The following is a 23,059-nucleotide window of genomic DNA, read 5'->3' as shown; positions in this document are numbered from 1 at the left end:
CATGCAGGCCTTCGGCCTGAAAACCCATATCTGGAAGAATAACCGGGCCAGCATCTTCCTTCTGGCGATGTTCCCGGTGCTTCTGATCGCGCTGGCCTATGCCGGCACGCTCGTCTGGGCCGGCATGAACGGTTACGGCGTGGGGGAGGGTGCGGCCATCGCGCTCTCCCGGCTGCCCTTCGTCGCCCCCTTTGCGCTGATCGCGGCCGCGGGTTGGTTCGGCATTGCCTGGGTAGGGCATGACGCCATGATCTCCATGGCGATGGGCTCAAAATCGCTCACGCGGTCCGATGAGCCCGAACTCTACAACATGCTGGAAAACCTGTGCATTTCGCGCGGGATGACCATGCCGAAGCTCAAGATCATCGAAACCGGCGCGATGAACGCCTTTGCCAGCGGACTGAAGGAAAAGGACTACACGATCACCTTCACCCGCGGCCTGCTGGACGCGCTGGACGAAGACGAAGTCGAGGCCGTCATGGCGCATGAGCTGACGCATATCCGTAACCGGGATGTGCGGCTGCTGATCATCTCGGTCATATTTGTCGGCATTATCTCTTTCGTGGCGGAGATCGTCGCCCGCAGCTTCTTTTGGGGGCATATGGGGCGGACGGACCGCAGCCGGCGGTCGGGCGGCGGACAGGCGGGCGTCCTGATCCTGATCGCCATCGGCATACTCGCCGTGGCTTATATCCTCGCCATCCTGATCCGGTTTTCCCTGTCGCGGAAACGCGAGTATCTGGCCGATGCCGGGTCGGTTGAACTGACCAAGAACCCGGATGCGATGATCCGCGCGCTCCAGAAAATCTCCGGCAAGGCGGATATCAAGGGCGCGCCCGGAGAGGTGCGGGAGATGTTTCTCTATAACCCGCACAAGGGTTTTTCCGGGATGTTCACGACGCACCCGCCGATTGAGAAGCGGATAGATGCGTTGGTGAAATTTGCCGGCGGCCAGGTTTCGGCGCTGGAGCCGGAAACGGCGGAACAGCCCGCCGGCCCCTGGGGCTAGCCGGCCATCAGGTTCGGCAGCCATGTCGCAGTCGCGGGCACGGCGGCAACCAGCGCCAGCGCCAGAAGCTGCAGGATCACGAACGGAATCGCCCCGCGATAGATTTGCGCCGTCGTCACTTCGGGCGGCGCGACGCCGCGCAGATAAAACAGCGCGAAGCCGAAGGGCGGCGTCAGGAACGAAGTTTGAAGGTTCAGCGCCATCAATACGCCCAGCCACACCGGATCGACGCCCATCATGAACAGTGAGGGCGCGACGATGGGCACCACCACAAAGGTGATCTCGATAAAGTCGAGGAAAAAGCCGAGCACGAACATCATTGCCATCACGGCGATCAGCGCGCCCCACTGGCCGCCCGGAATGCCGGTGAGGAACTGCGAAACCATCTCGTCGCCGCCAAAGCCGCGGAAGACCAGGCTGAACAGGGTCGCGCCGATCAGGATGATGAACACCATGGCGCTGATTTCCGCCGTGGAGCGCGAGACCTCGCCCAGCTTGCCGCCCGACAGCAGCCGCATGCCGGACCAGAGCGCGCTGAGAACGGCGAGGGCGGACAGGACATAGGCCAGTGTCGTGGCCGCGGCTTCCCCGGCGCTGACATCGGCGCGTCCCAGCCGCAAATCCAGGAAGGCACCCATGAGGATCAGCAGGATCAACGCCAGCGCGCCCAGGCCGATCGCCCAGCGGCCGAAAGCCGGATTGTCAGCCTCCCCGGCATTACGGAAACCGGCCAGAAGGGTCGCGCCGAGCGCGCCCAGCGCCGCCGCTTCCGTCGCCGTGGCCAGGCCCGCCAGAATGGAGCCAAGAACCGCAACGATGAGAATCAGGGGCGGGGCGAGCGCCTTGAGGATTTCGGCGACGAAAGCCGGGCCGCTCTGGCCGCGCTCGCGTGGGACGGGCGGCGCTTTGGAGGGCCGGGTAAAGGCTACGAACATGACATAGAGAATATACAGCCCGACCATCATCAGGCCTGGAATGAGCGCGCCGGCGAACAGGTCGCCGACCGAGACAGGCTCCGGCGCGAAATTGCCAAGCTGGCGCTGGGCGTTCTGGTAGGCGTTGGAAATCTGGTCGCCCAGCAGGATGAGCACGATAGAAGGCGGTATGATCTGGCCCAGCGTTCCGGATGCGGTGATCGACCCCGTGGCGAGTTCCGGGGCATAGCCGCGCTTGAGCATGGTGGGCAGGGAGAGCAGCCCCATGGTCACCACGGTCGCGCCGACAATGCCGGTGGACGCCGCCAGCAATGCGCCGACCAGAATAACGGATACGCCAAGCCCGCCCGGCATCGGACCGAACAGCTTGCCCATCGCCTCCAGCAATTCCTCGGCGATGCGGGATTTCTCCAGCATCACGCCCATGAACACGAACAGCGGCACGGCGATCAGCAGCTCGTTCGTCATCACCGCGCCATAGATGCGCTGTGGAAATGCGCGCAGGAAGGCGGGTTCGAACGCCCCGGTCAGCACCCCCGCGCCGGCAAAAATTAACGCCACCCCGGCCAGGGTGAAAGCAACCGGAAATCCGCGTAGCAGGGCGGCGATGGTCACGACGATCATGGTGATGGCGAAGATCTCGGCGAGGAGCATCAGGCGGTCCTCGTCCCGGTCAGCGCCTCGTGATGTTCATGATCTTCGATCGGCCGCCCGCGCAGTGTCAGGGCCGCCCGGGCGGACAGGCTGAATCCCGCCATCGCCAGAAGGAGGGCCGTCACCGGAACCAGCGTCTTCAGCGCAAAGACCAGCGGCAGGCCGTCAGTTTCGGGCGAACCCTCCCACACGCGCCAGGCGCGCGCCACATAATCCCGCGACATGTTCAGCATCAGCCAGCACATCGGGTAGAGGAACAGATAGACCCCGATGAAATCGGTAAGGGCTTTCCCGCGCGCCGACAGCTTGCTGTAGAAAAGATCGACGCGCACATGCCCGTCCGCCAGCAGCGTCGATCCCGCTGCAAGCATGAACAGGCCGGCATGGAGATAGGTCGCGCCCTCCTGCATGCGGGTCAGGGATACGCCGAAGACATAGCGCTGCACGACGACAATCGCGACGACGGCGACCAGAGCCACGGCCAGCCACTTGGCGAGCCAGCCCAGCCCGTCATTGATGCGCTCAGAAACCCGGATCAGGCGCGCCAGCAAGCTCCGCAGGCTGTTCCCGAATGCGCCGCCCAGTCCAAACATGACGGCGACAAGCGGCAGCAACAGAATCCAGCTGGTCAGCCAGCCGAGCCAGCCCAGCGCGGCGCCAACCATCGTCCAGGCGTCATAGCTCATTGCTCGTTGTCAGCCGGGGGCTCGTTGCCGGGCGCGTTCTGGGCGGGGGAGGCGGGTTGCCGGGGCGTCTCGGCGGGCTTGCGCTCATATTCGGTGCCCAGCGTACGGGCGCGCAAGTACGGGCCATCGGAAACCGAACTCCAACGCATCGCGCGGCCGCGGGCGGCGATGTAGCTTTCATAGATCGCCTTTGTGGTGGCGTCCGACTGGCCGATTTCGCTGATCACCTCGGCGGAAACCCGCTGGATTTCCCGCCAGATATCGTCGCTGAAGCTTCTCAGTTGCACCTTGTGGTCATTGACCAGCGTGTTCAGCGCCAGGGCGTTCTGATGCTGGTATTCCGCGATGGACTGGTTGGTCGCCCAGTCACAGGCCGTACTGACGGCCAGCTGTTCGTGCGCGGTCAGGCTGTTCCAGACATCCAGATTCATGCCGCAGGACAGCATCGGCCCGGGTTCATGGAAGCCGGGGCCGTAATAGAACGGCGCAACGCGGTAGAAGCCGAACGCCAGATCGTTCCACGGCCCCACCCATTCGGTCGCGTCGATCGCGCCCGATTGCAGGGACTGGAAAATTTCGCCGCCGGGTATGGCCACGGCCGCGCCGCCAAGCCGCCGCAATACATCGCCGCCAAGGCCGGGAATGCGCATGTTCAAGCCGCGGAAATCTTCAAGCGTCTTGATCTCGCGCTTGAACCAACCGCCCATTTGCTGGCCGGTATTGCCGGCCGGGAAAGGCTTGATGTTGAATTGCGCCGACAGGCCGTCCCACAACTCCTGTCCGCCGCCATACTTGATCCAGCCCAGCATTTCGTCGGCGGTCAGGCCCATCGGAACGGCTGCGAAGAAGGGAAAGCCCTTGGCCTTGCCCTGCCAGTAATATTCCGCGCCGTGATACATGTCCGCCGCGCCGGTCGAGACCGCATCAAAGGATTCGAAGGGGGGCACCAGCTCGCCAGCGGCGAACACCTTCACGGTCACCGAACCTTCTGTGAGGCGTCCGATCAGGTCCGCGGTGCGCGTCGCCATGTCGCCCAGGCCCGGGAAATTCTTTGGCCACGTCGTGACCATGGACAATTCCTTGGCGCCGCGGCGTGGCGCGGGGGCGGATTCGGCGGCGCTCTCCGCCTCTCTGTCGGCGTTCGAACTATCCGCGCAGGCGCCCGTCGTCGCCGCTGCGGCGCCCGCGGCTCCGAATTTCAGGAATTTCCTGCGGTCCATCTATGTCTCCCCCGAAAACTCGTTTTCATCGATTTCCGCCCATCCCCCGGGGCGAAGCAGCTCTAGCGGCTGGTAATCCTGTTTGTAGCGCATCTTCGGACTGCCCGGCACCCAATAGCCCAAATAGACATGCGGCAGGCCGCGCCGCCGCGTCATTTCGATGTGATGCTGGATCATGAAACCGCCCAGGCTCCGCGCGGGCAAATCCGGATCGAAATAGGAATAAACCATGGATATCCCGTCCGACATCCAGTCCGACAAGGCCGCGGCGATCAGGCGTCCGCGCTGACCGTTCTCGTCCGGCAGGCGATATTCGAAAACACGGGTGCGGGCCCAGACTTCCTCGGTCATTGCGGCGTAATCCCCGAACGTCATTTCCGTCATGCCCCCGCCGGGATGACGATGATCGAGGTAGCGCTTGAGAAGCTGGAACTGTTCGCGCGTGGCTTCGGCCGGTTTTTCCTCGACGCGCAGGTCGCGATTGCGCCGCCATGTGCGTCGTTGCGAACGCGACGGTTCGAAGCGGCCGGCCAGAACACGGGCGGAAATGCAGGCGTCACAGCCCTCGCAGGCCGGGCGGTAGACCACGTTCTGGGAACGGCGAAAGCCGGCGCGGATCATCGCGTCGTGCATGCCGGGGCCGGCCAGAGGGTCGAGATGGGCGAAGACCTTCCGTTCCTGCAGCCCGTCCAGATAAGGACAGGGCGCGGGCCGCGTCATGTAGAACTGCAGCTGCTGGCTCTGAAATGGGTGGCTCAACTCGGCTGGCCTCGGTCTGTCGTCTCGCGCGGAATCGCGTTCTCCGCGCCAAGTCTAGGAGATACGGCTACAGCCCGAAATACCACGGCGCAAACAGGCTGTAGACAATCCAGAAAACCAGCACCAGCGGCCCGCCGACCCGCAGGAAATCCATGAAGCGATAATGGCCCGGCCCCATGACCAGGAGATTGGTCTGATAAGCGATGGGCGTGGCGAAACAGCAATTGGCGCCGAACAGCACGGTCAGGACAAACGCCTCCGGCGGCGCATCGACCAGTTGCGCGGCTTGTATCGCAATGGGGGCGAACAGGATCGCCGTGGCGCTGTTGGAAAGAATATTGGTCAGGATGGCGACCAGCAGGAACAGGGCGGAAATCAGCACCGCCGATCCATAAGGCGCAAAAATGTCGACCACGACATTGGCCAGATATCCCGCCCCGCCTGTCGCCTGCAGCGAGCCGCCCATGGCGAACGCGGCCCCGATCAGCATGAAGACCCGCATGTCGAGCGACCGTATGGCCTGACGGCCGTTCAGACAGCCGCCGGCCACCATGATCGTCGCCCCCACGACAGACGCCACGACAATGGGCACGAGCCCCAGCGCCGAGGCGACAATGATGCCGCCGAATGTCAGCCGCGCCAGCGCGGCGCGGCGAATATCGGGCACGTCCTGTGTCGCCCATTCCAGGATCAGCACGTCCTTGTTGTTGCGCAGGGACTTGATTGCGGACTCGGGGCCGAAGATCAGCAGCGTGTCGCCGGCTTCCAGCCGGATTTCGCCCATGCGTGTGCGGATCATGCGGCTGCGGCGCTGCACGCCCAGCACGATACAGCCGGTCTGGTAGCGGAAGCCGACCTGTTCGATCGTGCGCCCGATGAAGCGGGAGGCGGGGGCGATAACCGCCTCCGACATCATCAGGGTTTCGTCGCGGCCTTCCTCGATCTTGAAGTCGCCAAGCTGCATCATGCCGCGCAGGAACTCGGCGCGCGAAGACAGCAATTCCGTCAAATTCTTCCGCGTGGTCGCGACGATCACCAGATCGCCTTCCTGAAGCTCGGCGTCGTCAAAGGGCGGCAGGATGGCGTGTTCGCGGCGCTGGATCATGCGCACGGTCATGTTCGGCAGATCCTGGAACATGCCCATGACCGGCTTCTTGCCGACCAGCGGATGACCGGGCGTGACCTCGATCTGGGCGATGAACTGGCGCCCCGTGGCGCCTTTCAATTCACCCTCCATGGTCACGCGGCGGGGCATCAGGAAACGGCCCGCCACCAGAAGATAAATGATGCCCGCGCCCGCCAGCACCAGACCGGGCAATGTCGGCTGGAAGAATTCCAGCCCGAAGCCCCGCGTCTGACGCAGAACGTCGGAAACCAGCAGGTTGGTGGACGAACCGATCAGCGTGGTCGCGCCGGCGAAAATCGCCACGAAGCTCAGCGGCATCATCAGCCCGGACGGCGTGCCGCCCATGCGCTGGGCAATCGCGGCCATGATCGGGATGAACATCACCACGACGGGGGTGTTGTTGATGAAGGCCGACACCACGAACATGAAGCCGAAGACGGTCAGCAGGGTCAGGCGCGGATGCCGCTCATAACTGGCCGTCAGGCGCCGCGTGGGGCCGTCCATCGCGCCGGTCTGGAACATGCCCTGGCCGATGACCAGAAGCGCCATGATGGTGATAAGCGCCGGGTTCGCAAAGCCTGACAGCAATTCCGCCGGGCCGAAGCTCTGACCCTCCGGAACCGGCGCCGGGAAGATCTGGAACAGCAGCAGGAAGAAAGCGATCACCCCGGCCGAGATAAGCTCGATCGAGAAGCGTTCGGTCGCGTACAGGACGACGATCACGCCGATGGAGGCCATAACAGCCCACATCAGGGCGCCGCCGCCAGCGGCCAGATCCATCAAATTACAAGCCCCTCATTTCCCATCGCCATGCCGACGCTAGCAAATGCCCGGCGTCCGGCAAGCGCTTCTTGCCCTCAAATACAGCGCGGCGGCGCCTAGGGCTGGTAGCCGGGGGGAAGGACCGGCGCCTCCCGCAGCAAGGTGATGGAGATGCGCCGATTGCCCGCCTGATAGGGATCGTCGGGGAAAAGCGGCTCCGAACCCGCCTTGCCTGTGACCTGATAAACCCGGTCGCCGGGAAGGCCGGCCGATTGCAGCATCCGGCGGGACGCATTGGCCCGGTCGGATGAGAGTTCCCAGTTCGTATAGGCCGGGTTGGGGGAAACGCTGGAGTCCGTGTGACCGGATACGCTGACCCGGTTGGGCAGGCGCGCGGCGATTTCGCCGACGGCGCGCAGAAGGGTGCGTGCGCGCTCATGCGGCTCGGCGGAGCCCGGCTCGAACATCGGGCGGCCCTCCTGGTCCACGATCTGAATGCGAAGGCCTTCCGGGGTCTCGTCGATGATCAGGTGTTTGGAAAGCTCGGCCAGTTCGGGCATGTCCTGCATCGCCTGACGCAGCGACATTTCGGCGCTTTCGAACGCGGCGGCTTCACGAATGGCGCGGGCGCGGTCTTCGGCGCTCTGGGAAACTTCCGGCGCGTCCGCGCCCTGATTGTCGCCCACCCCGGCCTGACGCTGTTCCTCATTGGTGCGCTGGCGAGCTTTGGGCGCCAGTTGTTCGATCACGGAAGACGCGCCGCTGCCTTTTGCGCCGTCTTCGCCGATGGACGTGCCGCCCAGCACGCCGCCGGAACCTGATTGAGAGGGGCTGACGCTGGCGGGGGCGAAATAGTCGGCGATGCCGCGCTTCTGCTCAGGCGTCGTGGTATTGATCAGCCACATCAGCAGGAAGAACGCCATCATGGCCGTCACGAAGTCCGCATAGGCGACCTTCCAGGCGCCGCCATGATGACCATGGCCGCCGCCTTTCTTGACCTTCTTGATTATGATTGCCTGATCGCCCGCCATGTGAATCGCCGCGCTTGCCCTTGTTTTCAGCGGTCTATATGCCGCCAACGAGGTTAAGAGCGCGTTGCCGCTCTTTTTTACGGTTTTGAGGATCGCTGAATGGACTTCACGGATCGCGACTATCGCGACGCGCTGGCGCGCTACACCACGGGCGTTACGGTCGTAACCGCGGCGGGCGAAGATGGCGGCGGGGCGGGGATCACCGTCAATTCCTTCAGCTCGATCTCGCTCGACCCGCCGCTTGTTTCCTGGTCGCTGGGCCGGGACAGCAAGCGGTTCGAGCTTTTCGGCAAGGCGGATAATTTTGCCGTGAACGTGCTGGCGCACGAACAGGAAGTGCTGGCGAAAACAATGGCTGAAACCACCAGCCTGGATTCCGCGGCCCCGTGGGAGCCGGCGAAGAACGGCGCGCCCTGGATCCTTGGCGCGGTCACGCGGCTGGCCTGTAAGACTTACAAGCGGGTCGAGGCAGGGGACCACGTGATCATTATCGGACAGGTCGTGGATTATGATCACAGGGACAAACCGGCCCTGACCTATTACCGCTCAAATTACGGCCGGGCGGAGAGTCACTAGGGGGTCAAAGCGAATTCATGAAGTCCTGCAGTGTTTTCAGCTCGCTCAGGATTTCCGCGTCCCGCTTGGCCGCGGCTTCATCCACGCCCCATTGCTCCTGCTGGAATTTTTCTTCCAGCGTCGCCAGCGCATAGGCTTCCTCCGCCGAATAACGGTTGCGGATCAGGGCGAAGGCCAGCACGGCGGAGGTCATCATCCCGGCTGCGTGGGCCAGGCCGGTAAGCCGCAAATCATCCAGCTCGAGGGCCAGATCGCGAACCCGTTCAAGAGACTCCGGCGGATGATTGGCTGTCTGAATGCCGCAAACAGTTGAAAGGCTTACGCCGAGTTCCTGATTTGCCCATTCAAGCGCGGCGTCCCATTGCTCCGCCTGCCTCTGCGTCAGGTTTTGCGGATGCTCCGCGCGATGGCACAGCACGTCCGTCTGGGCGTACTGGGTCAGCCAGTCCGCGGTGGCTTCCCGCGCTGCGCCCATCCGGTCCTGCGCCAGATTGGCCAGGCGGGTCAGGGGCAGGTCATTGGCCTTGATCTGCTCGCCCTGCGCATTCCACTCATCGGCGATCTGCGCCGCCGCGGCGCGCGTGGGCAGGGTCAGTTTCGCGCCGTCGGGCGTCATCATCGGCTTGCCGTCGAGCAGCACGTTATACCCGCCCTCGGCGTCGGAGGCCTCGGCGTGTTTATAGAAGCGTTTGAACCCTTTGCTCATGCCGCCAGCCCGTGCGGAAAACCTTCCAGGTGAACATCCAGATCGGGAAATTTGTCGAACACCGCGTGCGCGCCCGCCGCTTCCAGTTCATCCCGGGTCTGAAAGCCCCAGCTGACGCCGATACAATGAACGCCGGCGGCCCGGCCCATGCCGATATCGTGCTCTGAATCGCCAATCATCAGGGTTCCGGCGGGCTCCAGCCCGACGCCGGCCATGCATTCGCGCACCATGAACGGGTGCGGTTTTCCCGGCCCGTCATCGGCGCAGACGATCGTATCGAAGAACCGGGACAGATTGTGCGCCTGAACCGCCGCGCGCACGCCGCGCCTGGATTTTCCCGTGGCGATCGCCATCAGCCAGCCTTCATCCTTCAGCCGCGTCAGCGTTTCCAGGGCTCCGTCATACATCGGCTCGTGGAAATCCGGACTGTTGCGGTGCGCCACGAACGCCGCCTTGTAACGGCGGGACAGGGCGGCGGCGCGCTCCTGCCCGATATCGGGCGGCGCAAGACGGCGCAGCGCCTCGTCCAGCGACAGGCCGACAACCTTGCGCGCGTCGTCATGGTGCGGCGTGGTCAGGCCTTCGCCCTGAAACGCCTGGCTCATGGCGTGGGCGATCGACTGACGGGAGTCGATCAGCGTTCCGTCCATATCGAAAATGGCGAGTTTCAATCCCGGCATGGCCCCCTCCGGCGCGTCCGAATCGTTTGAAAGGACCAGTGTGTCAGGCCCTAGGCGAACGGGTCCATATAGGCGGCCGGATCGAATCCGAAAGTGTTGAACGTGTTCGCCATGTGATCGGGCAGGGGGGCCGTGATCTCGATTGTCCCGCCGCGCGCTGTCGGAAGGGTCAGGCTGCGCGCATGCAGGTGCAGGCGCTTGTCGAGCCCTTCGGGGGTCGGGATGTCGCAAACATATTTTCCGTCGCCCAGTATGGCGTGACCGGCCGCGGCCATGTGAACGCGAAGCTGATGCGTGCGCCCCGTCATGGGTTTCAGCGCCACCCAGCTGGCCCGCCGTCCGGCTTCCGCGACGACGGCGTAATCGGTCAGGGAATAGCGCGCGCCTTCATCGCCATGTTCGGCGAACACCATCTGCTCGCGGTCGGGATTGTCGCCCATGCCCGCGGCCTTCCTGACATGGCCCTTGATCACGCCCTCGCGCGGCCGGGGCGCGCCCAGCGCAATCGCCCAGTAAATCTTTTGCAGGTCGCGCCCCTTGAACAGCTTGGCCAGCCTCGCGGCTTCCTGCGTCGTTTTGGCGACGATCAGGACGCCGCTCGTGTCGCGGTCCAGCCGGTGCACAAGGCGCGGCGTTTCGCCGTTTCGCTCCAGCGCGGGCAACATGCCGTCGATATGGCGCGTGGTCTTGGAGCCGCCCTGGACCGCCAGCCCGGACGGCTTGTTGAGGGCGATCATCGTCTCGTCCTCATAGAGGATGAGCGAGCGGATCAGCTTCGCATCCCTGGCCGGAACGCCCGGCTGGTCCGGCGTTTCCTCCGGCGCCGGCAGGGGCGGCACGCGCACTTCCTGCCCCGCCTCCAGCCGCGTGTTTGATTTGACACGGCCGCTATCGACGCGAATCTCGCCCTTGCGCAGCATCTTCTCCAGCTGGCCGTGCTTGATGTGCGGGAAGCGCCGCTTGAACCAGCGGTCCAGACGCACGCCGTCCTCGGACGGATCCACAGGCAGGTGCTTCACCTCGCTCATGCGAACGCCTTTCGCGCCAGATACAGCCCTGCAAACAACGCCATCAGGCAAAGGATGACGGAGCCCGCCGCATAGAAGCCGGCGTTGGCGAATTGCTTGCGTTCAATCATCAGCGCGGTCTCCAGCGAAAACGCGGAAAATGTCGTGAAGCCGCCCAGCAGGCCGACGCCAAGAAACAGGCGCAGATCGCGCCCGCCATCGACCTTGTAGGCCAGCCATCCGGCCAGCGCCCCCATCAGAAGCGAGCCCAGAATATTCGCCGCCATCGTGCCGTATGGCCACGCCGGCCCCAGCCAGCGCATGGAAGCCTGTGACAGAAGGTGACGGGCCGCCGCGCCCGCGGCGCCGCCCGTGGCGACCAGTAGAAGCGATTTCATGGGCGAAGCGGTAAGCAAGCGCGCCCGCCAAGGCAAGCCGACAAGGCTTATCGCGAGAACCGGGGCCGCGGACGGGTGCGCAGGGCGACCCAACGCTCCGCGGCCAGCAGAAACAGGAACAGCGTTGCGCTGCCCGCCGCCGGGGCCGGATTCCAGTCAGCCCATGCGTGTTGCAGCAACAGCGCGCCGACGCCCCACGCCACGGGCAGGGCATAGGCCGCGGCGCCGCGGGTCAGGTTCAGTCCGATCAAGGCCAGAACGCCGCCGAACGCCATGATGATCAGCGTATAGGTATCTTCCGTGCCCCCGATGGGATTGATCCCGTATTCCAGCCGTACCGCGGCCAAATTCGCCATCAGCGCCAAAGTGATCCAGCCGAAGAAAAGCTGGAACGGATAGATGGCCAGCCACCGCACCGCCTCGGTATCGGACTCCGGCCGGCTTAGCAGGCTCAGCGCCAGCCAGGCCAGCGTCACATAGAGCGCGGCCATGACGGGCAGGGTGGTCCAGAAGGGGGCGAACATCGACAAAACTGACCAGAGCGCGGCCAGCCCCATGGCCAGCGCCGTGCCCCAGCCTTCGCTGCGCAGATAGGAGGACCGGCCCTTGCCGGGCAGCGCCTGCCAGAACGCAAATAGAATGGTCCAGGCGAAAATCAGACCCCAGATGGAAAACGCCCAGCCCGGCGGCACTGCGTTGGCGTCCGATCCGGGGTTTTGCCCGATCTCCTTGCCGACGCCGAAGATCAGGGGGATTTGCGGCAACGCGAAATTCGCCAGCGCCGCGATGACGTTCACCGTCTGGCGGACTCTGTCGATTGGCGTGGCGCGGCCCAGTGGCATGAGTTGAGCAAACCCGCTGAATCGAGTCGCTGCAAGGTCATGGCCCTGAAATTCGGGGGCGATCAGGCTCCGTTCCCGAACAATGCAGCTTCCAGCGCCTTGCGCATATCGTTCACCGGCGCGCCATTCTGGTTGGACAGGATGACAATGGTCACATCATGGTCGGGATAGCGCGAAAGCCAGGCGGCATAGCCGTCGCCGCGCGCGCCATAGAAATGACTGAGCAGGCCGCCGCGCTCCGCCGTCATCAATCCATAGGCGTGGCTGGATGAAAGCGCGTAATCCGGGGTCACCATGGCGTCCAGCATTTTCGCCGTGGTGAGGCGTTCCCCGAACAAGGCGTTTGCAAAGGCCGCCAGATCGCGCGCCGTGGCATAGGCGCCTTCCGCGCCGGGCAGATAGGTTTCTCCGGCGCAGACAATCTCGGGCGCGCCGTCTGAAATGGCGTAGCCGGCCGCCATGTTTGCGATGGCGGCGTTCGGCGCGGCGATGCCGGCATTGCTCATGCCCGCCCGATTGAAAAGCTGGGCGTCCATGATGGTTTCAAAGGACTCTCCATAAGCGGCTTCAAGAACAGCCGCCGCAAGGGCGTAGTCGAACCGGGAATCGCGATAGCGGGAGCCGGGCGTATAGAGCGGAGCTGACGGCTCATCAGCCTGCAGAATGGCGGACAGACGCTCGCGCGGCCCGCCCTGCGGGCTTGCTTCCAGCGCCGCCGAGAGGTCGGGCAGGCCGGAAGTCTGGTTGAGCAGGTGACGTATCTTCACGCCGTTCCAGCTCTCCGGGCAGGCCGACAGATAAGCGCAGATCGAGGCTTCCAGATCGATCACGCCCTGATCGGCCGCGCTGTGAAATACGGCGGCGACAAGCGGACGGGTCAGCGCCTGCAGCGCAAAGCGCGTATCCGGCGCATTCGCGACATCCAATTGATAATTGGCGCGCCCGTAGGCCTGTTCGAAAATGCTGTTTCCGCCGCGTTCAATGCGAACGACGCCATAGAACGCGGCGGCATAGGGCTCCAGAGCTTGCCCGGCATCGCCCGAAGATTGGCTGAAAGCGGCCCCTGCTGGCCATAAAAATGTCAGGCAAAGCAGGAAATCTCGAATGATTTTCACGCTGAAACTCCAACGGATCGGGGCGAACGGCTTTCGCGCCGTCCGCCCCGTATTGTCCGGCAAGACGCCCGTAAAAAAGAGGCTTTATTCAGGCTTGCGGAATTTCAGGGTCATACGGTCGGACTCGCCGATATCGGCGTATTCCTCTCCGCCGCCGCCAGAGGGCGGAAGCGTCCAGACGCCGTCTTCATAATCAGCGGTGTCGGCCGGATTGGCGTTAATGCCGGATTGAGAGTCCAGCTTGAACCCGCCGCGCTCGAAAGCGGCGATGACATCGGCTTCGCGCAGATAGCCATTATCGCCGCTGGCGTAGTCATCGGAGGCCGTGGCGTTCGCGCGATGCTGAACCACCCCGACAACGCCGCCCGGCTTCAGCATTTCAAAGGAGTCCGCGACGGCTTCGTCCATATAGGCAACATCGAAGCGGTTGAGATGATGTAGGGCGCGCACGAACAGGACGGCGTCGACCTGCCCGTCCAGAGAGGCCGGCGTTTCGCCGATGACATAGGCCTCGACCTCGGCGCCGTCCGGACCGTTCTCCATCAGCTTGGCTGGCGCGGTTTCCGTCCAGCCGGCGATTTCCGCCGCGGCGTCATCGTTCCAGTTGTCGCCATACATGCCTTCCCAGACGCCGGTCTGGTAATTCAGGGCAATATAACGGCCCTCGGGCGTCAGGTAGGGCAGGAGGACGCGCGTATACCAGCCGCCACCCGGCAGGGCCTCGGCCACGGTCATGTCAGGTTCGATGCCGAAGAAAGCCAGCGTCTCGCCCGGGTGGCGGAATTCGTCACGCGCGCGGTCGTCGTCGCGGCGGGCGTCAGAGAGCACGCTGTCCAGTTTTTCCTGCGCCTCGGCGTTTAGGGCGGAGTCCGCCATCTGGCTGTCGGCGTCCATATCCGCATCCATGTCGGACATGTCATCGCCTGCATCGTCCATTGGCTCGTCCATGGCGCCGGTCTCGGCGGCGTCATCGGCCGGGGCGGCGTCAGTCATTGCGGCATCGTCAGCGGCCGGTTCCTGCGAGCAGGCGGTCAGCAAGGCGATGGCGGCGGCGGCGGTCATCCAGCGTGTCATGTTGGTTCTCCCCATGAATTGGTCTTGGTTCAAAGGTTTAGCCCGAAGCGGCGGCGTTACCAATGCCGTCCGTCGCGTTCAGGCCCAATCCCGTCTCAGAAACCGGCCCGCGCGCTCACGCGCGACCCCCGCCGCCCGCCGCGCCCGCCGGAGAGGAGATGCGGCGCGCCTGTGCGGGGCGTTGCTAAGCGCCAAGGCGGCGCGCTCCGCCGCAGCGCCTGAATCCCAGTCGGCCAGGAGCTGGCGGTGCAGGGCGATGTCCGCGCCAAGTATCTCCCGCGCGGAGTCCGCGTGGGTCTTTGTGAGCGCCACGGCTTCATCCTGCGCCGAAGCGGGCGTGCGGTTGCGGTTGGGCGCGGCGCCGCGCCATCCAAGTTCGCGCCTCATCACCTCCGCCGCTTCTGCGGCGCGCTCAGCCGCGAAGAGGGCCAGCGGACGGTCATTGTCCTGCAGCAGGCCGACGCAATGGCTCAAAAAACCCCGGCGCTTTTCAAGAAAAGCCTCGAATTTCGCTTCGCCGTTCGCAACCGCCACGCTTTCGGGATTCTCCGGGTCGGGGGATCGTTTCATGGTCAGCCATTCGCTGACCGCGCGCTGCACGGGGTCGCGCAGCCATGTCATTGTCGCGGCGTCAGGAAAAGCCTGCAGAAATTCATAGGCGACGTGGCCGTGGATCGCTTCGATGCCGCCTTGCTGGATTGTCTCTTTTGCCTGTGCGGCTTCTCCGTGTTTCAAAAGCTCCATCGCCTGACGGATCTCCGGCCGGGCGCCGCGCTCTCCCGCATAGGCGAAGGCGGCGGCGCGTCCGAGATTGGATTCCAGGAAAATCCGGAAAGCGGTCCCGGCGGTCTTGGATATGTGGAGGGAAATCAGCATGCTGGTTTGCGAGTCTCCGCCGCAGGGGCCGGGGCAGATTAGGGAAGGGGCGCGGCCATGACCACGCATCGGGTCCATAAATATTCCAGCATCGCCCGGCCGCTTGAAGCCAACTACCCCACGAACCGCGCCGTCCTGTTCCTGGCGCCGCTGGCCGGGATTGCGGTGGCGGCCGCGGACATTGTCTGGTTCGACGCCGGACCGCTCGCGGCGCTGCTGACCGCGATCCTTGGTCTTCTGGTCGCTTTTCTGTCCTGGGCGCTGGCGCGGGAGCTGGCGCCGGACCATGAAAGCGCGGCGTTCCTGGCGCTGGTTGCCGCGCCGTTCGGCCTTTTATTGGGACCGGCGGCGATCCTCAGCGCCGCCGTCGCGCTTTTTCTTGCGCGGATTGTAAACCGGACGGTAGGCCCCGCGGCGACAGGCGCTGATTGCGTCCTGACCCTGATCCTGCTGGCGCTGGCCATGTGGCGGGACGGGGCTTGGGCGCTGGGCGTGGCGGCGATGCTGGCTTTCGCGCTGGACGCGACCCTGTTCCGGCCGCAGCCGCGCCGCTGGTTATTCGTTCTGGCCTCTCTGGTGATGACCGTGGCGGGGTTTGTGCTGTTTGGCGGGGCGGATGCGGTGAACATCGCCGCCGCGCCTTATGAGTATCTGGGACTCGCCGTGGCCCTGACATTGGGGGTCCTGTTGATTGCGATGACCCAGCCCGCGCCGGTTTCAGTCTGTGACGCGACTGGAGAGCCGTTGAACCGGGCGCGGCTCTCCTATTCGATCCTCGTCGTTCTTGTGTCCGCCTGGGCCCTGGCGCTGGCGGGACAGACCGGGCTGGTCGCGGGCATTCCGATCTGGGCGGCGTTGGCGGCCGCCGTTGAAGGCCGCATCATGCCCAAGCGTAAAGTCTAGTCCGGCAGCTGGAACAGGGTCTCCACGCTGACACCCAGCGCGCGGCCGAGTTTCAGGGCCAGCTCGGTCGAGGGGACGAAGACGCCATTCTCGACCGTGTTTATGGTCTTGCGGCTGACCCGGACCTTGGCCGCCAGTTCGGCCTGGGTCAGGTCGGCGGCGGTTCTGTGCTCCTTCAGGCGATTGAGCAATCGCACGGGCGCCGCCATCAGCCGCGCTCCAGCAAGGCGAAACGGAATAGCGGGGCGGCGACGCCCAGAACCACGATGATGTGCGCAACTTCCGTAGCGGTGACAGGCTGGAATTGCGACAGGGCCAGCAGGCCCGCGGCGCCGATCAGCATGATCCAGTAGGCGAAGCTGAAAGCGCGGGCGCGATTGGCCTCTGTCAGTTCGTCCTCAAGCGCAGCGCGCGCTTCCGGGTCCCGGACGCCCGCTGCGCGGCCCCACACGAACACGGCGATCAGGGCGGCGGCCCAGATCAGGAAACCGGCGAGGCTGATCAGGCTTGCGCCGCCGGCCTGCCACTGGCTGAAACTGTCCATGAGCGGAATCTGCCAGGCGAGGAATGCGCCAGCGCTGACCATCAGAAGAATGCGGCGCCGCTGCGCCAGACGTTCGATCTTTTCCATATCGGGTCTCCGAGTTACCTGTGGGTTACATGGTGTGTGATACGTATACGTTACATGATGTAACGTCAAGGTAACTTCGCTAATTTCGGCTTCAGTCCCGAAGCGGCCGGGTCAGGCGGCGTCGATAAGGGGTTTGAGGGCGGGGTGAATGTCCGGCGAGTTTTCCTTGATGAAGCGCAAGAGCGCCTTCTCGGACTCGCTCAGCTCGCCGTCGCGGCGCAGGCGGGCGGCCAGCCATTCGGCCTCCATCCGCGTCACCGTTTCGGAGGCGGCGATATCGGCGGCCATGCGGTCATTGTGTTTTTCCATGACCTGACGCGCGGAAGGCTGGCGATAGGCGTTCAGGATGCCGGAGAACCCCGAAGACGCCATGCGGCCGACAAAGCCGGCGACATCGGTGGAGCCGGAGCCCAGCCACTCGTCGCGCGCCAGCGCAACTTCGCGTGACGGCGCGGAATAACCCGACGCGGCCATCAGGAAATTGGCGAGCGCCTTGGCGAATAGGTCGGTCCAGTCCGGATCGTTATCGGCGTCCGCGACGGCGTCATTGATGTCGAACAGGATTTCCGCCTCGGCGCGGGTGATCGCCGCGCCGCCGTCGCTGCCATAGGCATAGATGACACGGCGGAGGAGGGCGGCTTCGGCGGCGTTGACGCGGCCCGGTTCAAGCCGGCTGTCGCGCGCCAGCGGTCCGCGGCCTTCCAGCACGGCCATCCGGATCTGGTCCATAGCGAACAGGAAAAGCGGTTCCGGCGCGTGGTCGGCTTCTTCGAGGATCTTTACGAGCAGCATCAGCTCGGTCTCTGTCTTCACCTCGCCGTCGCGGTCGATGTGCTTCATGAGCCAGCGGGCATTGGCCTCGCTGATATAGCCGATCGGCTTTTTCTGGCGGACCAGGAAATCGCTGAGCGCTTCAAGGAAGAAGCTGACCCATTGCGGGTCGCGGCGATGGGCGGTCTCGTCGATGGCGAACAGGGCCTCGACCTCGTCCTTGTCGACATACATGTCGGGATAGACGATGCGGCGCACGGCCTGCGTGTCCTCCGCCGAAACGCGGCCTGATTGACGGACGCGTGCGAGTATATCGCTCATCGGACCCATGGCGCGGACCTCCCTTGAAATATCCGGATGGTGGTCGAGCCATAAACGAAATGCGTTAGGGGAGCGTGAAAATAGCGATCCAAATTTGATGTGCCGACTGAATTATAAAGGAACATGGCGGCGCGGGGGCGCGTTTCACGGGTCAATCGATCACGCAAAAGGAGATCGAACCCATGCGTAATAAATATCTGATTTCGAGCGCCGCCGCGGCGGCCCTGTTCGCGCTGGCCGTTCCGGCCCAGGCGCAGGTTGTTGGCGGCAGCGTCGTGAACGAGACCACCGGTCAGGTGAACGGCCCCGTCAATGGCGCGGTTCGCGGCCAGACCGAACTGGAAGGCGAATTTCAGCGCGGCGAGCTCAAGGAGCGTCTTGATGACGCCGAAGACCTTCGGGAAGAGCGGATGGACGATCTGGAAGATCGCGCCGAACGCCGGGCTGACGAGCTGGAAGACCGCGCGGAGGATCGCGCCGACCGTCTTCAGGATGCGGGCGCTGACGCGCGCGTGGGCGCAGAAGCGCGCATCGAAGCGGCCCGTGAACGCCGGGCCCGCGCCAATGCCCGTTATGACGGCGACGCTCGCGCCCGAGCGGGCGTGAATTCGCGCGCGGCGGTTAACGCCAATGATCGCGCCCGCGTTCGCGCCAACGCCAATTCGGCGGTCAATGCGGATATCGATTCCTCGCTGATGGTGCGCGATTACCGCAATTTCGATCACGGCGCGCAGGTGCTTGTCGACGGACAGGGCTGGGTCTGGGTTCCCAGCAATGCGCGGCTGGACGCCAATGGACGCGTTGTCGCGCGTTAAAGGCGGCCAGATTTGAAACCTTTGAAGGGCGGCCATCGCGGCCGCCCTTTTTCATGGTTATTCCGCGCTGCTGACCCAGGCCATGCCGTCCGGTTCGTCGCCGGTGACCAGCTCTCCCGTTACCTCGCGGCTGGCGACATCGATAATGGTGATCCTGTCGTCCTGCGTATTGGCGACGAAGGCGCGTTTGCCGTCCGGCGACATCAACACGCCGACCGGGACCGCGCCGACATCGATGGAGCCCAGATGCGCGCGGCTGGCCGCATCGAATACGGCGACCGCGTTGGAGCCGGCATTGGAGACCCAGACCTGCGAGCCGTCCGGGGTGAACTTGGCGCGGATCGGCACTTCGCCTTGCGAGGAAATCGTCTCGATCACCTCGTCCGCTGCAGGGTCGATGATGGCTATTTCGCCCTGGTCGCGGCTGGTCACCCAGACTTCGGAGCCGTCGGGCGAGACGTCGATGCCTTCCGCCCCGGCGCCGGCGGTGATGGTGGCGACGCTGTCATCGGCGCGGTTGATGACGGTGACGGTGCCCGACCCGATATTGGTGACATAGAGCTTCTCGCCGCCCGGCAGGGGCACGATCATGTGGCTGACATCCTGCCCGGTTTCCCAGGTGTTCAGGAGCGCGCCGCTGGCGGCGTCCAGCTCCACCACCGTTCCCGTGCCCTCCGTCGTCACCCAGAGCTTCGAGCCGTCGGCGGAGGACCACACGCCATGCGGGCCGCGATTGGGGCCGAGGCTCCATGTGGCGGCGACTTCGGCGCTGGCCGGATTGATGACGGTGACGGTCGAGCCTTCGGCGGATCCGTAATCGGTGACATAGACCGCAGAGCCGTCCGGCGCGGTCCAGGCCTCATGCGGGTTGGAGCCGGTCGGGACGGTGGCCGTGACCGTCAGCGTTTCGGGATCGACGAGGGCGAGCGTGTCCTCTCCCTTGTTCACGACCGCGATCTGGTCGGCGAACGCGGGGGCGGAGAGGGTGGTTGCGGCAAGGAGGGCAAGAAGGGTTCTGGTCATTTAGGTGTCGTCCTGGCTGGTGCGGATGCGGGTATTCTGGTCATGAGTCAGGCGCCATTGCCCGTCCTCCAGCGCGAAGGTGAGGGCGAGATAGCTCTCCGACCAGTAAGGGTCGCCGTTTTCAAGCGTGGTTTCAAACCGCGTGCGGTAAAGCGCGGTGGAAAGCTCCGCGCCTTCGATGACGCGGACAGGGGTGAAGCTCATGCTCCATGTCTCGTCCGCGAACCAGTCGCGGTGAAAATCCATCACTTCAGCGCGGGTCTCGATCAGGCGTCCGTCCGGGAAGATCAGGGTAAGGGTGTCGCCGCCGGTGATCGTTGCCTCATAGGCGGCGAGGTCGCGCGTCTGTATGGCTTGCAGATGCGCGTCCAGCGTTTCGCGGAAACCGGACGCGCCGGCGTTCTGCGAGCAGGCGGCGAGAAAGACGAGGCAGAGTACGAACGGTTTCATCGGCGCGTCTCCTGATCTGGCGGAACGCCAGACTAGCGGATCAGCCGCGCTGCGGGAGCGGTTTTTCGCCCTCTGCCTCTCTTCACCGTCATCCTCCGGCTTGACCGGAGGACCCAGGGAGCTTGGAGCGTAAAGACTTCAACTGGGTCCTCCGATCTCCCCCCGGCTCAAGGCCGGGGTCCGTCGGAGGATGACGTTCTTTTTTTGCTTTTCTCTCTTTCAGCTCCCGGAAATGGCCGCAGCCATTGTCCGGGATCCAGTTTGCAACGTGGCCGCTATCTCTGGACCCCGGATAATCGCTATGCGATTTCCGGGGACTCGTTGGGGTAAGCGCCTTCGCCTCCACGGCCCGCAGGCCGCAGAGGTGAGAGAAGAAGAAACACGACCCCTCTGATCGAGTCAGAGGGCAAGGGTGTTGCGGCGCGTCTTTCGGGACGCCGGTTACCGTGTGTTTGTATGTTTCGCGTCTTCGAAAGACGCGCCGCGCGGTTCTTTTGCGGAGGGCGGGAGTCGCCTCGACCGGCCTCTCCATCCGCTGCCGCCAGAGTCTTAATAGCCAGGGCATTTCAGCCTCAGACTGGCGCCTGGCGGTGCGCCGGGACGCGCACGGACTCGGTCGAGCCATGCCGTATCCCGGGAACCGCGTTCACTCCGTCCCTCGGGCGACCGGATCCGAAGCCCCTCGCATGACGGTGAACGGGGACGAGCTTACGCCGTCCCGGAGGCCGGGCGGATTGTTTTTGATTCATCCCCCTAAATTGTCATCCCGCACGGAGCGAAGCGGAGATGCGGGATCTCGGCGAAGCTTGCGCGCTTGTTCGCCGGGATCCCGGATCAAGTCCGGGATGACAATGGTGGATGATAGGGAGGGCGCGTTTTGTTCTGTGACGGCCCTTCGAGACGCCGCGCCCTTGGCGCGGCTCCTCAGGGTGAGGGTGATGGAAGCGTGGGTTAGAACAACGCCTTCCAACCCCATCCCTTAGCCTGAGGAGCCCGTGAGGGCGTCTCGAAGGCGGCGTCTGGAGGGCGCAAATCTCCCCGGGAAATCTGGACGAATATCCGCGCCTAGAGCGGAATATTGTCGTGCTTCTTCCAGGGATTTTCGAGCTTCTTGTTGGCGAGCGTCCGTAGCGCCTTGGCCACGCGCTTGCGGGTGGAGTGGGGCATGATGACGTCGTCGAGATAGCCTCTGGACGCCGCCACAAACGGGTTGGCGAAGCGGTCTTCGTAGTCCTTGACGTGCTCGGCCATCTTGTCGGGATCGTCGGCGTCCTTGCGGAAGATGATCTCGGCGGCGCCTTTCGGGCCCATCACGGCGATCTCGGCGGTGGGCCAAGCATAGTTGATGTCGCCGCGCAGATGTTTGGAGGCCATGACGTCATAGGCGCCGCCATAGGCCTTGCGCGTGATGATGGTGACTTTCGGGACGGTGCATTCGGCATAGGCGAACAGGAGCTTGGCGCCGTGCTTGATGAGGCCGCCATATTCCTGGCGGGTGCCGGGCAGGAAGCCCGGGACGTCCACGAAGGTCACGATCGGGATATTGAAGGCGTCGCAGAAGCGCACGAAGCGGGCGGCCTTCTTGGAGGCGTCGATATCCAGCACGCCGGCCAGCACCATGGGCTGGTTCGCCACGAAGCCGACCGTGGAGCCCTCGACCCGACCGAAGCCGACCACGATGTTCTTGGCGTATTCGGGGGCGATTTCCATGAAGTCGCCTTCGTCGGCGGTCTTCTGGATCAGTTCGCGAATATCATAGGGCTTGTTCGGATTGTCGGGGACGAGGGTGTCGAGGCTGTCCTCGATCCGGTCGGGGTCGTCGTAGGATTCGCGCTTGGGCGGTTTTTCGCGGTTGTTCAGCGGCAGAAAGTCGATCAGGCGGCGCATCTGGGTCAGCGCCTCAAAATCATTGTCATAGGCGCCTTCGGCCACGCCCGACTTGGCGGCGTGGACCTTGGCGCCGCCCAGCTCCTCATGCGTCACGACTTCGTTGGTGACGGTCTTCACCACGTCCGGGCCGGTGACGTACATGTGGGAGGTGCCGCGCACCATGAAGATGAAATCGGTCATGGCGGGGGAATAGACGTCCCCGCCCGCGCACGGGCCCATGATCACGCTGATCTGCGGCACAACGCCGGAGGACAGCACGTTGCGCTGGAAAATCTCCGCATAGCCGCCCAGCGCGTCCACGCCTTCCTGGATGCGGGCGCCGCCGGCGTCGAACAGCCCGATGATCGGCGCGCCGTTGCGCAGCGCCATGTCCTGAATCTTCGTGATCTTCTCGGCGTGGGCCAGCGACAGCGAGCCGCCGAAAACGGTGAAATCCTTGGAGAAGATATAGACGAGGCGGCCATTGATGGTGCCGGAGCCGGTGACCACGCCGTCGCCGGGGATCTTCTTGTCCTCCATGCCGAAATCGCTGCAGCGATGTTCGACGAACATGCCGATTTCCTCGAACGAGCCTTCATCGAGAAGGATCTCCAGACGTTCGCGCGCGGTCAGCTTGCCCTTTTCGTGCTGGGCTTCGATGCGGCGCTCTCCGCCGCCCTGACGCGCTGCTTCACGCTTGGCCTCAAGGGCCTCCAGGATCTCTTTCATCTATGTACGGCCCCCGGCTCGACTGTGTTCTTTTCGCTCGGGCAAAGGGTTAGCGCGAAAGGCGCGGGCGGGGCAACGCGGGAGTGCGCTC

Annotated in this window: 24 protein-coding genes; 4 read left to right on the top strand and 20 right to left on the bottom strand. The window is 64.3% G+C overall.

The window, feature by feature from the left end; genetic code table 11:
• Position 1 precedes the first annotated feature (1 nt).
• Positions 2 to 1,009: a M48 family metallopeptidase gene (locus tag L338_RS09140; RefSeq protein ID WP_022698072.1), complete on the top strand. Its 1,008-nt coding sequence runs from the start codon at positions 2 to 4 to the stop codon at positions 1,007 to 1,009.
• Here the strand turns inward: L338_RS09140 and L338_RS09135 are convergent.
• From L338_RS09135 to L338_RS09110, 6 genes are all read right to left on the bottom strand, one after another.
• Positions 1,006 to 2,598: a TRAP transporter large permease gene (locus L338_RS09135; RefSeq protein WP_022698071.1), complete on the bottom strand. Its 1,593-nt coding sequence runs from the start codon at positions 2,596 to 2,598 to the stop codon at positions 1,006 to 1,008. The two genes, L338_RS09140 and L338_RS09135, sit on opposite strands and share 4 nt — an antisense overlap.
• Positions 2,598 to 3,284, bottom strand: coding sequence for a TRAP transporter small permease subunit (locus L338_RS09130; protein WP_022698070.1), 687 nt, complete (start codon positions 3,282 to 3,284; stop codon positions 2,598 to 2,600). The genes L338_RS09135 and L338_RS09130 overlap by 1 nt, the downstream gene beginning before the upstream one ends.
• Positions 3,281 to 4,504 carry a TRAP transporter substrate-binding protein gene (locus L338_RS09125; protein WP_022698069.1) on the bottom strand — a complete coding sequence of 408 codons (1,224 nt, stop codon included), beginning with the start codon at positions 4,502 to 4,504 and terminating at the stop codon, positions 3,281 to 3,283. The genes L338_RS09130 and L338_RS09125 overlap by 4 nt, the downstream gene beginning before the upstream one ends.
• Positions 4,505 to 5,263, bottom strand: a complete 759-nt coding sequence (locus L338_RS09120) for an arginyltransferase (RefSeq protein WP_022698068.1) — start codon at positions 5,261 to 5,263, stop codon at positions 4,505 to 4,507.
• 67 nt (positions 5,264 to 5,330) lie between these two features.
• Entirely contained in the window at positions 5,331 to 7,169 is a 1,839-nt protein-coding gene (locus L338_RS09115; RefSeq protein ID WP_022698067.1) for an SLC13 family permease, read from the bottom strand.
• A 98-nt stretch (positions 7,170 to 7,267) separates the two neighbouring features.
• On the bottom strand, positions 7,268 to 8,182 hold the full coding sequence (locus L338_RS09110; RefSeq protein ID WP_022698066.1) for a flagellar motor protein MotB: 915 nt from the start codon (positions 8,180 to 8,182) through the stop codon (positions 7,268 to 7,270).
• 99 nt (positions 8,183 to 8,281) lie between these two features.
• On the opposite strand from L338_RS09110, the gene L338_RS09105 reads away from it, so the two are divergent.
• Positions 8,282 to 8,758, top strand: coding sequence for a flavin reductase family protein (locus L338_RS09105; protein WP_022698065.1), 477 nt, complete (start codon positions 8,282 to 8,284; stop codon positions 8,756 to 8,758).
• 4 nt (positions 8,759 to 8,762) lie between these two features.
• Here the strand turns inward: L338_RS09105 and L338_RS09100 are convergent, their stop codons facing one another.
• The 8 genes from L338_RS09100 to L338_RS09065 form a co-directional block, all read right to left on the bottom strand.
• Complete coding sequence (locus L338_RS09100; RefSeq protein ID WP_022698064.1) at positions 8,763 to 9,464, bottom strand: ATP12 family chaperone protein; 702 nt, start codon at positions 9,462 to 9,464, stop codon at positions 8,763 to 8,765.
• The gene (locus tag L338_RS09095) at positions 9,461 to 10,144 is read right to left on the bottom strand and encodes an HAD-IA family hydrolase (RefSeq protein WP_022698063.1); all 684 of its coding nucleotides are present in this window, start codon (positions 10,142 to 10,144) and stop codon (positions 9,461 to 9,463) included. The genes L338_RS09100 and L338_RS09095 overlap by 4 nt, the downstream gene beginning before the upstream one ends.
• A 50-nt stretch (positions 10,145 to 10,194) precedes the next feature.
• Positions 10,195 to 11,172: an RluA family pseudouridine synthase gene (locus L338_RS09090; protein ID WP_022698062.1), complete on the bottom strand. Its 978-nt coding sequence runs from the start codon at positions 11,170 to 11,172 to the stop codon at positions 10,195 to 10,197.
• Positions 11,169 to 11,549 carry a fluoride efflux transporter CrcB gene (gene crcB / locus L338_RS09085; RefSeq protein WP_022698061.1) on the bottom strand — a complete coding sequence of 127 codons (381 nt, stop codon included), beginning with the start codon at positions 11,547 to 11,549 and terminating at the stop codon, positions 11,169 to 11,171. Before crcB ends, L338_RS09090 begins: the two co-directional genes overlap by 4 nt.
• Positions 11,550 to 11,596: 47 nt before the next feature.
• Positions 11,597 to 12,391 (bottom strand): hypothetical protein, encoded by a 795-nt coding sequence (locus L338_RS09080; RefSeq protein WP_022698060.1) that lies wholly within the window; start codon positions 12,389 to 12,391, stop codon positions 11,597 to 11,599.
• A 62-nt stretch (positions 12,392 to 12,453) separates the two neighbouring features.
• Positions 12,454 to 13,506 carry a serine hydrolase domain-containing protein gene (locus L338_RS09075; protein ID WP_161624616.1) on the bottom strand — a complete coding sequence of 351 codons (1,053 nt, stop codon included), beginning with the start codon at positions 13,504 to 13,506 and terminating at the stop codon, positions 12,454 to 12,456.
• Between the two features lie 84 nt (positions 13,507 to 13,590).
• Positions 13,591 to 14,580 carry a class I SAM-dependent methyltransferase gene (locus L338_RS09070; protein ID WP_022698058.1) on the bottom strand — a complete coding sequence of 330 codons (990 nt, stop codon included), beginning with the start codon at positions 14,578 to 14,580 and terminating at the stop codon, positions 13,591 to 13,593.
• Between the two features lie 78 nt (positions 14,581 to 14,658).
• Entirely contained in the window at positions 14,659 to 15,456 is a 798-nt protein-coding gene (locus L338_RS09065; protein WP_022698057.1) for a hypothetical protein, read from the bottom strand.
• A gap of 57 nt (positions 15,457 to 15,513) precedes the next feature.
• Here L338_RS09065 and L338_RS09060 point away from each other — a divergent pair, with 57 nt between their 5' ends.
• Positions 15,514 to 16,359 carry a hypothetical protein gene (locus tag L338_RS09060; protein ID WP_022698056.1) on the top strand — a complete coding sequence of 282 codons (846 nt, stop codon included), beginning with the start codon at positions 15,514 to 15,516 and terminating at the stop codon, positions 16,357 to 16,359.
• Here the strand turns inward: L338_RS09060 and L338_RS09055 are convergent.
• From L338_RS09055 to L338_RS09045, 3 genes are all read right to left on the bottom strand, one after another.
• A complete protein-coding gene (locus tag L338_RS09055; protein ID WP_022698055.1) occupies positions 16,356 to 16,568 on the bottom strand; it encodes a helix-turn-helix transcriptional regulator in 213 nt (70 codons plus the stop codon). The genes L338_RS09060 and L338_RS09055 overlap by 4 nt on opposite strands.
• A complete protein-coding gene (locus tag L338_RS09050) occupies positions 16,568 to 16,990 on the bottom strand; it encodes a hypothetical protein (protein ID WP_022698054.1) in 423 nt (140 codons plus the stop codon). The genes L338_RS09055 and L338_RS09050 overlap by 1 nt, the downstream gene beginning before the upstream one ends.
• A gap of 111 nt (positions 16,991 to 17,101) precedes the next feature.
• Complete coding sequence (locus L338_RS09045; protein WP_152485863.1) at positions 17,102 to 18,082, bottom strand: hypothetical protein; 981 nt, start codon at positions 18,080 to 18,082, stop codon at positions 17,102 to 17,104.
• 182 nt (positions 18,083 to 18,264) lie between these two features.
• Here L338_RS09045 and L338_RS09040 point away from each other — a divergent pair, with 182 nt between their 5' ends.
• Positions 18,265 to 18,897: a hypothetical protein gene (locus L338_RS09040; protein ID WP_022698052.1), complete on the top strand. Its 633-nt coding sequence runs from the start codon at positions 18,265 to 18,267 to the stop codon at positions 18,895 to 18,897.
• Between the two features lie 57 nt (positions 18,898 to 18,954).
• Here L338_RS09040 and L338_RS09035 read toward each other — a convergent pair whose 3' ends face one another.
• From L338_RS09035 to L338_RS09025, 3 genes are all read right to left on the bottom strand, one after another.
• Complete coding sequence (locus L338_RS09035; protein WP_022698051.1) at positions 18,955 to 19,920, bottom strand: YVTN family beta-propeller repeat protein; 966 nt, start codon at positions 19,918 to 19,920, stop codon at positions 18,955 to 18,957.
• Complete coding sequence (locus L338_RS09030; protein ID WP_022698050.1) at positions 19,921 to 20,370, bottom strand: YybH family protein; 450 nt, start codon at positions 20,368 to 20,370, stop codon at positions 19,921 to 19,923.
• Positions 20,371 to 21,435: 1,065 nt separating this feature from the next.
• A complete protein-coding gene (locus tag L338_RS09025) occupies positions 21,436 to 22,968 on the bottom strand; it encodes an acyl-CoA carboxylase subunit beta (protein ID WP_022698049.1) in 1,533 nt (510 codons plus the stop codon).
• Positions 22,969 to 23,059 lie beyond the last annotated feature (91 nt).

The sequence above is a fragment of the Euryhalocaulis caribicus genome, from assembly GCF_000412185.1.
GTDB classification, from domain to species: Bacteria; Pseudomonadota; Alphaproteobacteria; order Caulobacterales; family Maricaulaceae; genus Euryhalocaulis; species Euryhalocaulis caribicus.
This window is presented reverse-complemented; position numbering and strand designations above follow the sequence as displayed.

What these genes read in the sequence shown, in the direction of transcription:
- L338_RS09140 (WP_022698072.1), top strand. Translation starts at nt 2, where the DNA reads ATGCAGGCCTTCGGCCTGAAAACCCATATCTGGAAGAATAACCGGGCC.
- L338_RS09135 (WP_022698071.1), bottom strand. Translation starts at nt 2,598, where the DNA reads ATGCTCCTCGCCGAGATCTTCGCCATCACCATGATCGTCGTGACCATC.
- L338_RS09130 (WP_022698070.1), bottom strand. Translation starts at nt 3,284, where the DNA reads ATGAGCTATGACGCCTGGACGATGGTTGGCGCCGCGCTGGGCTGGCTC.
- L338_RS09125 (WP_022698069.1), bottom strand. Translation starts at nt 4,504, where the DNA reads ATGGACCGCAGGAAATTCCTGAAATTCGGAGCCGCGGGCGCCGCAGCG.
- L338_RS09115 (WP_022698067.1), bottom strand. Translation starts at nt 7,169, where the DNA reads ATGGATCTGGCCGCTGGCGGCGGCGCCCTGATGTGGGCTGTTATGGCC.
- L338_RS09110 (WP_022698066.1), bottom strand. Translation starts at nt 8,182, where the DNA reads ATGGCGGGCGATCAGGCAATCATAATCAAGAAGGTCAAGAAAGGCGGC.
- L338_RS09105 (WP_022698065.1), top strand. Translation starts at nt 8,282, where the DNA reads ATGGACTTCACGGATCGCGACTATCGCGACGCGCTGGCGCGCTACACC.
- L338_RS09100 (WP_022698064.1), bottom strand. Translation starts at nt 9,464, where the DNA reads ATGAGCAAAGGGTTCAAACGCTTCTATAAACACGCCGAGGCCTCCGAC.
- L338_RS09095 (WP_022698063.1), bottom strand. Translation starts at nt 10,144, where the DNA reads ATGCCGGGATTGAAACTCGCCATTTTCGATATGGACGGAACGCTGATC.
- L338_RS09090 (WP_022698062.1), bottom strand. Translation starts at nt 11,172, where the DNA reads ATGAGCGAGGTGAAGCACCTGCCTGTGGATCCGTCCGAGGACGGCGTG.
- crcB (WP_022698061.1), bottom strand. Translation starts at nt 11,549, where the DNA reads ATGAAATCGCTTCTACTGGTCGCCACGGGCGGCGCCGCGGGCGCGGCG.
- L338_RS09080 (WP_022698060.1), bottom strand. Translation starts at nt 12,391, where the DNA reads ATGCCACTGGGCCGCGCCACGCCAATCGACAGAGTCCGCCAGACGGTG.
- L338_RS09070 (WP_022698058.1), bottom strand. Translation starts at nt 14,580, where the DNA reads ATGACACGCTGGATGACCGCCGCCGCCGCCATCGCCTTGCTGACCGCC.
- L338_RS09065 (WP_022698057.1), bottom strand. Translation starts at nt 15,456, where the DNA reads ATGCTGATTTCCCTCCACATATCCAAGACCGCCGGGACCGCTTTCCGG.
- L338_RS09060 (WP_022698056.1), top strand. Translation starts at nt 15,514, where the DNA reads ATGACCACGCATCGGGTCCATAAATATTCCAGCATCGCCCGGCCGCTT.
- L338_RS09055 (WP_022698055.1), bottom strand. Translation starts at nt 16,568, where the DNA reads ATGGCGGCGCCCGTGCGATTGCTCAATCGCCTGAAGGAGCACAGAACC.
- L338_RS09050 (WP_022698054.1), bottom strand. Translation starts at nt 16,990, where the DNA reads ATGGAAAAGATCGAACGTCTGGCGCAGCGGCGCCGCATTCTTCTGATG.
- L338_RS09045 (WP_152485863.1), bottom strand. Translation starts at nt 18,082, where the DNA reads ATGAGCGATATACTCGCACGCGTCCGTCAATCAGGCCGCGTTTCGGCG.
- L338_RS09040 (WP_022698052.1), top strand. Translation starts at nt 18,265, where the DNA reads ATGCGTAATAAATATCTGATTTCGAGCGCCGCCGCGGCGGCCCTGTTC.
- L338_RS09035 (WP_022698051.1), bottom strand. Translation starts at nt 19,920, where the DNA reads ATGACCAGAACCCTTCTTGCCCTCCTTGCCGCAACCACCCTCTCCGCC.
- L338_RS09030 (WP_022698050.1), bottom strand. Translation starts at nt 20,370, where the DNA reads ATGAAACCGTTCGTACTCTGCCTCGTCTTTCTCGCCGCCTGCTCGCAG.
- L338_RS09025 (WP_022698049.1), bottom strand. Translation starts at nt 22,968, where the DNA reads ATGAAAGAGATCCTGGAGGCCCTTGAGGCCAAGCGTGAAGCAGCGCGT.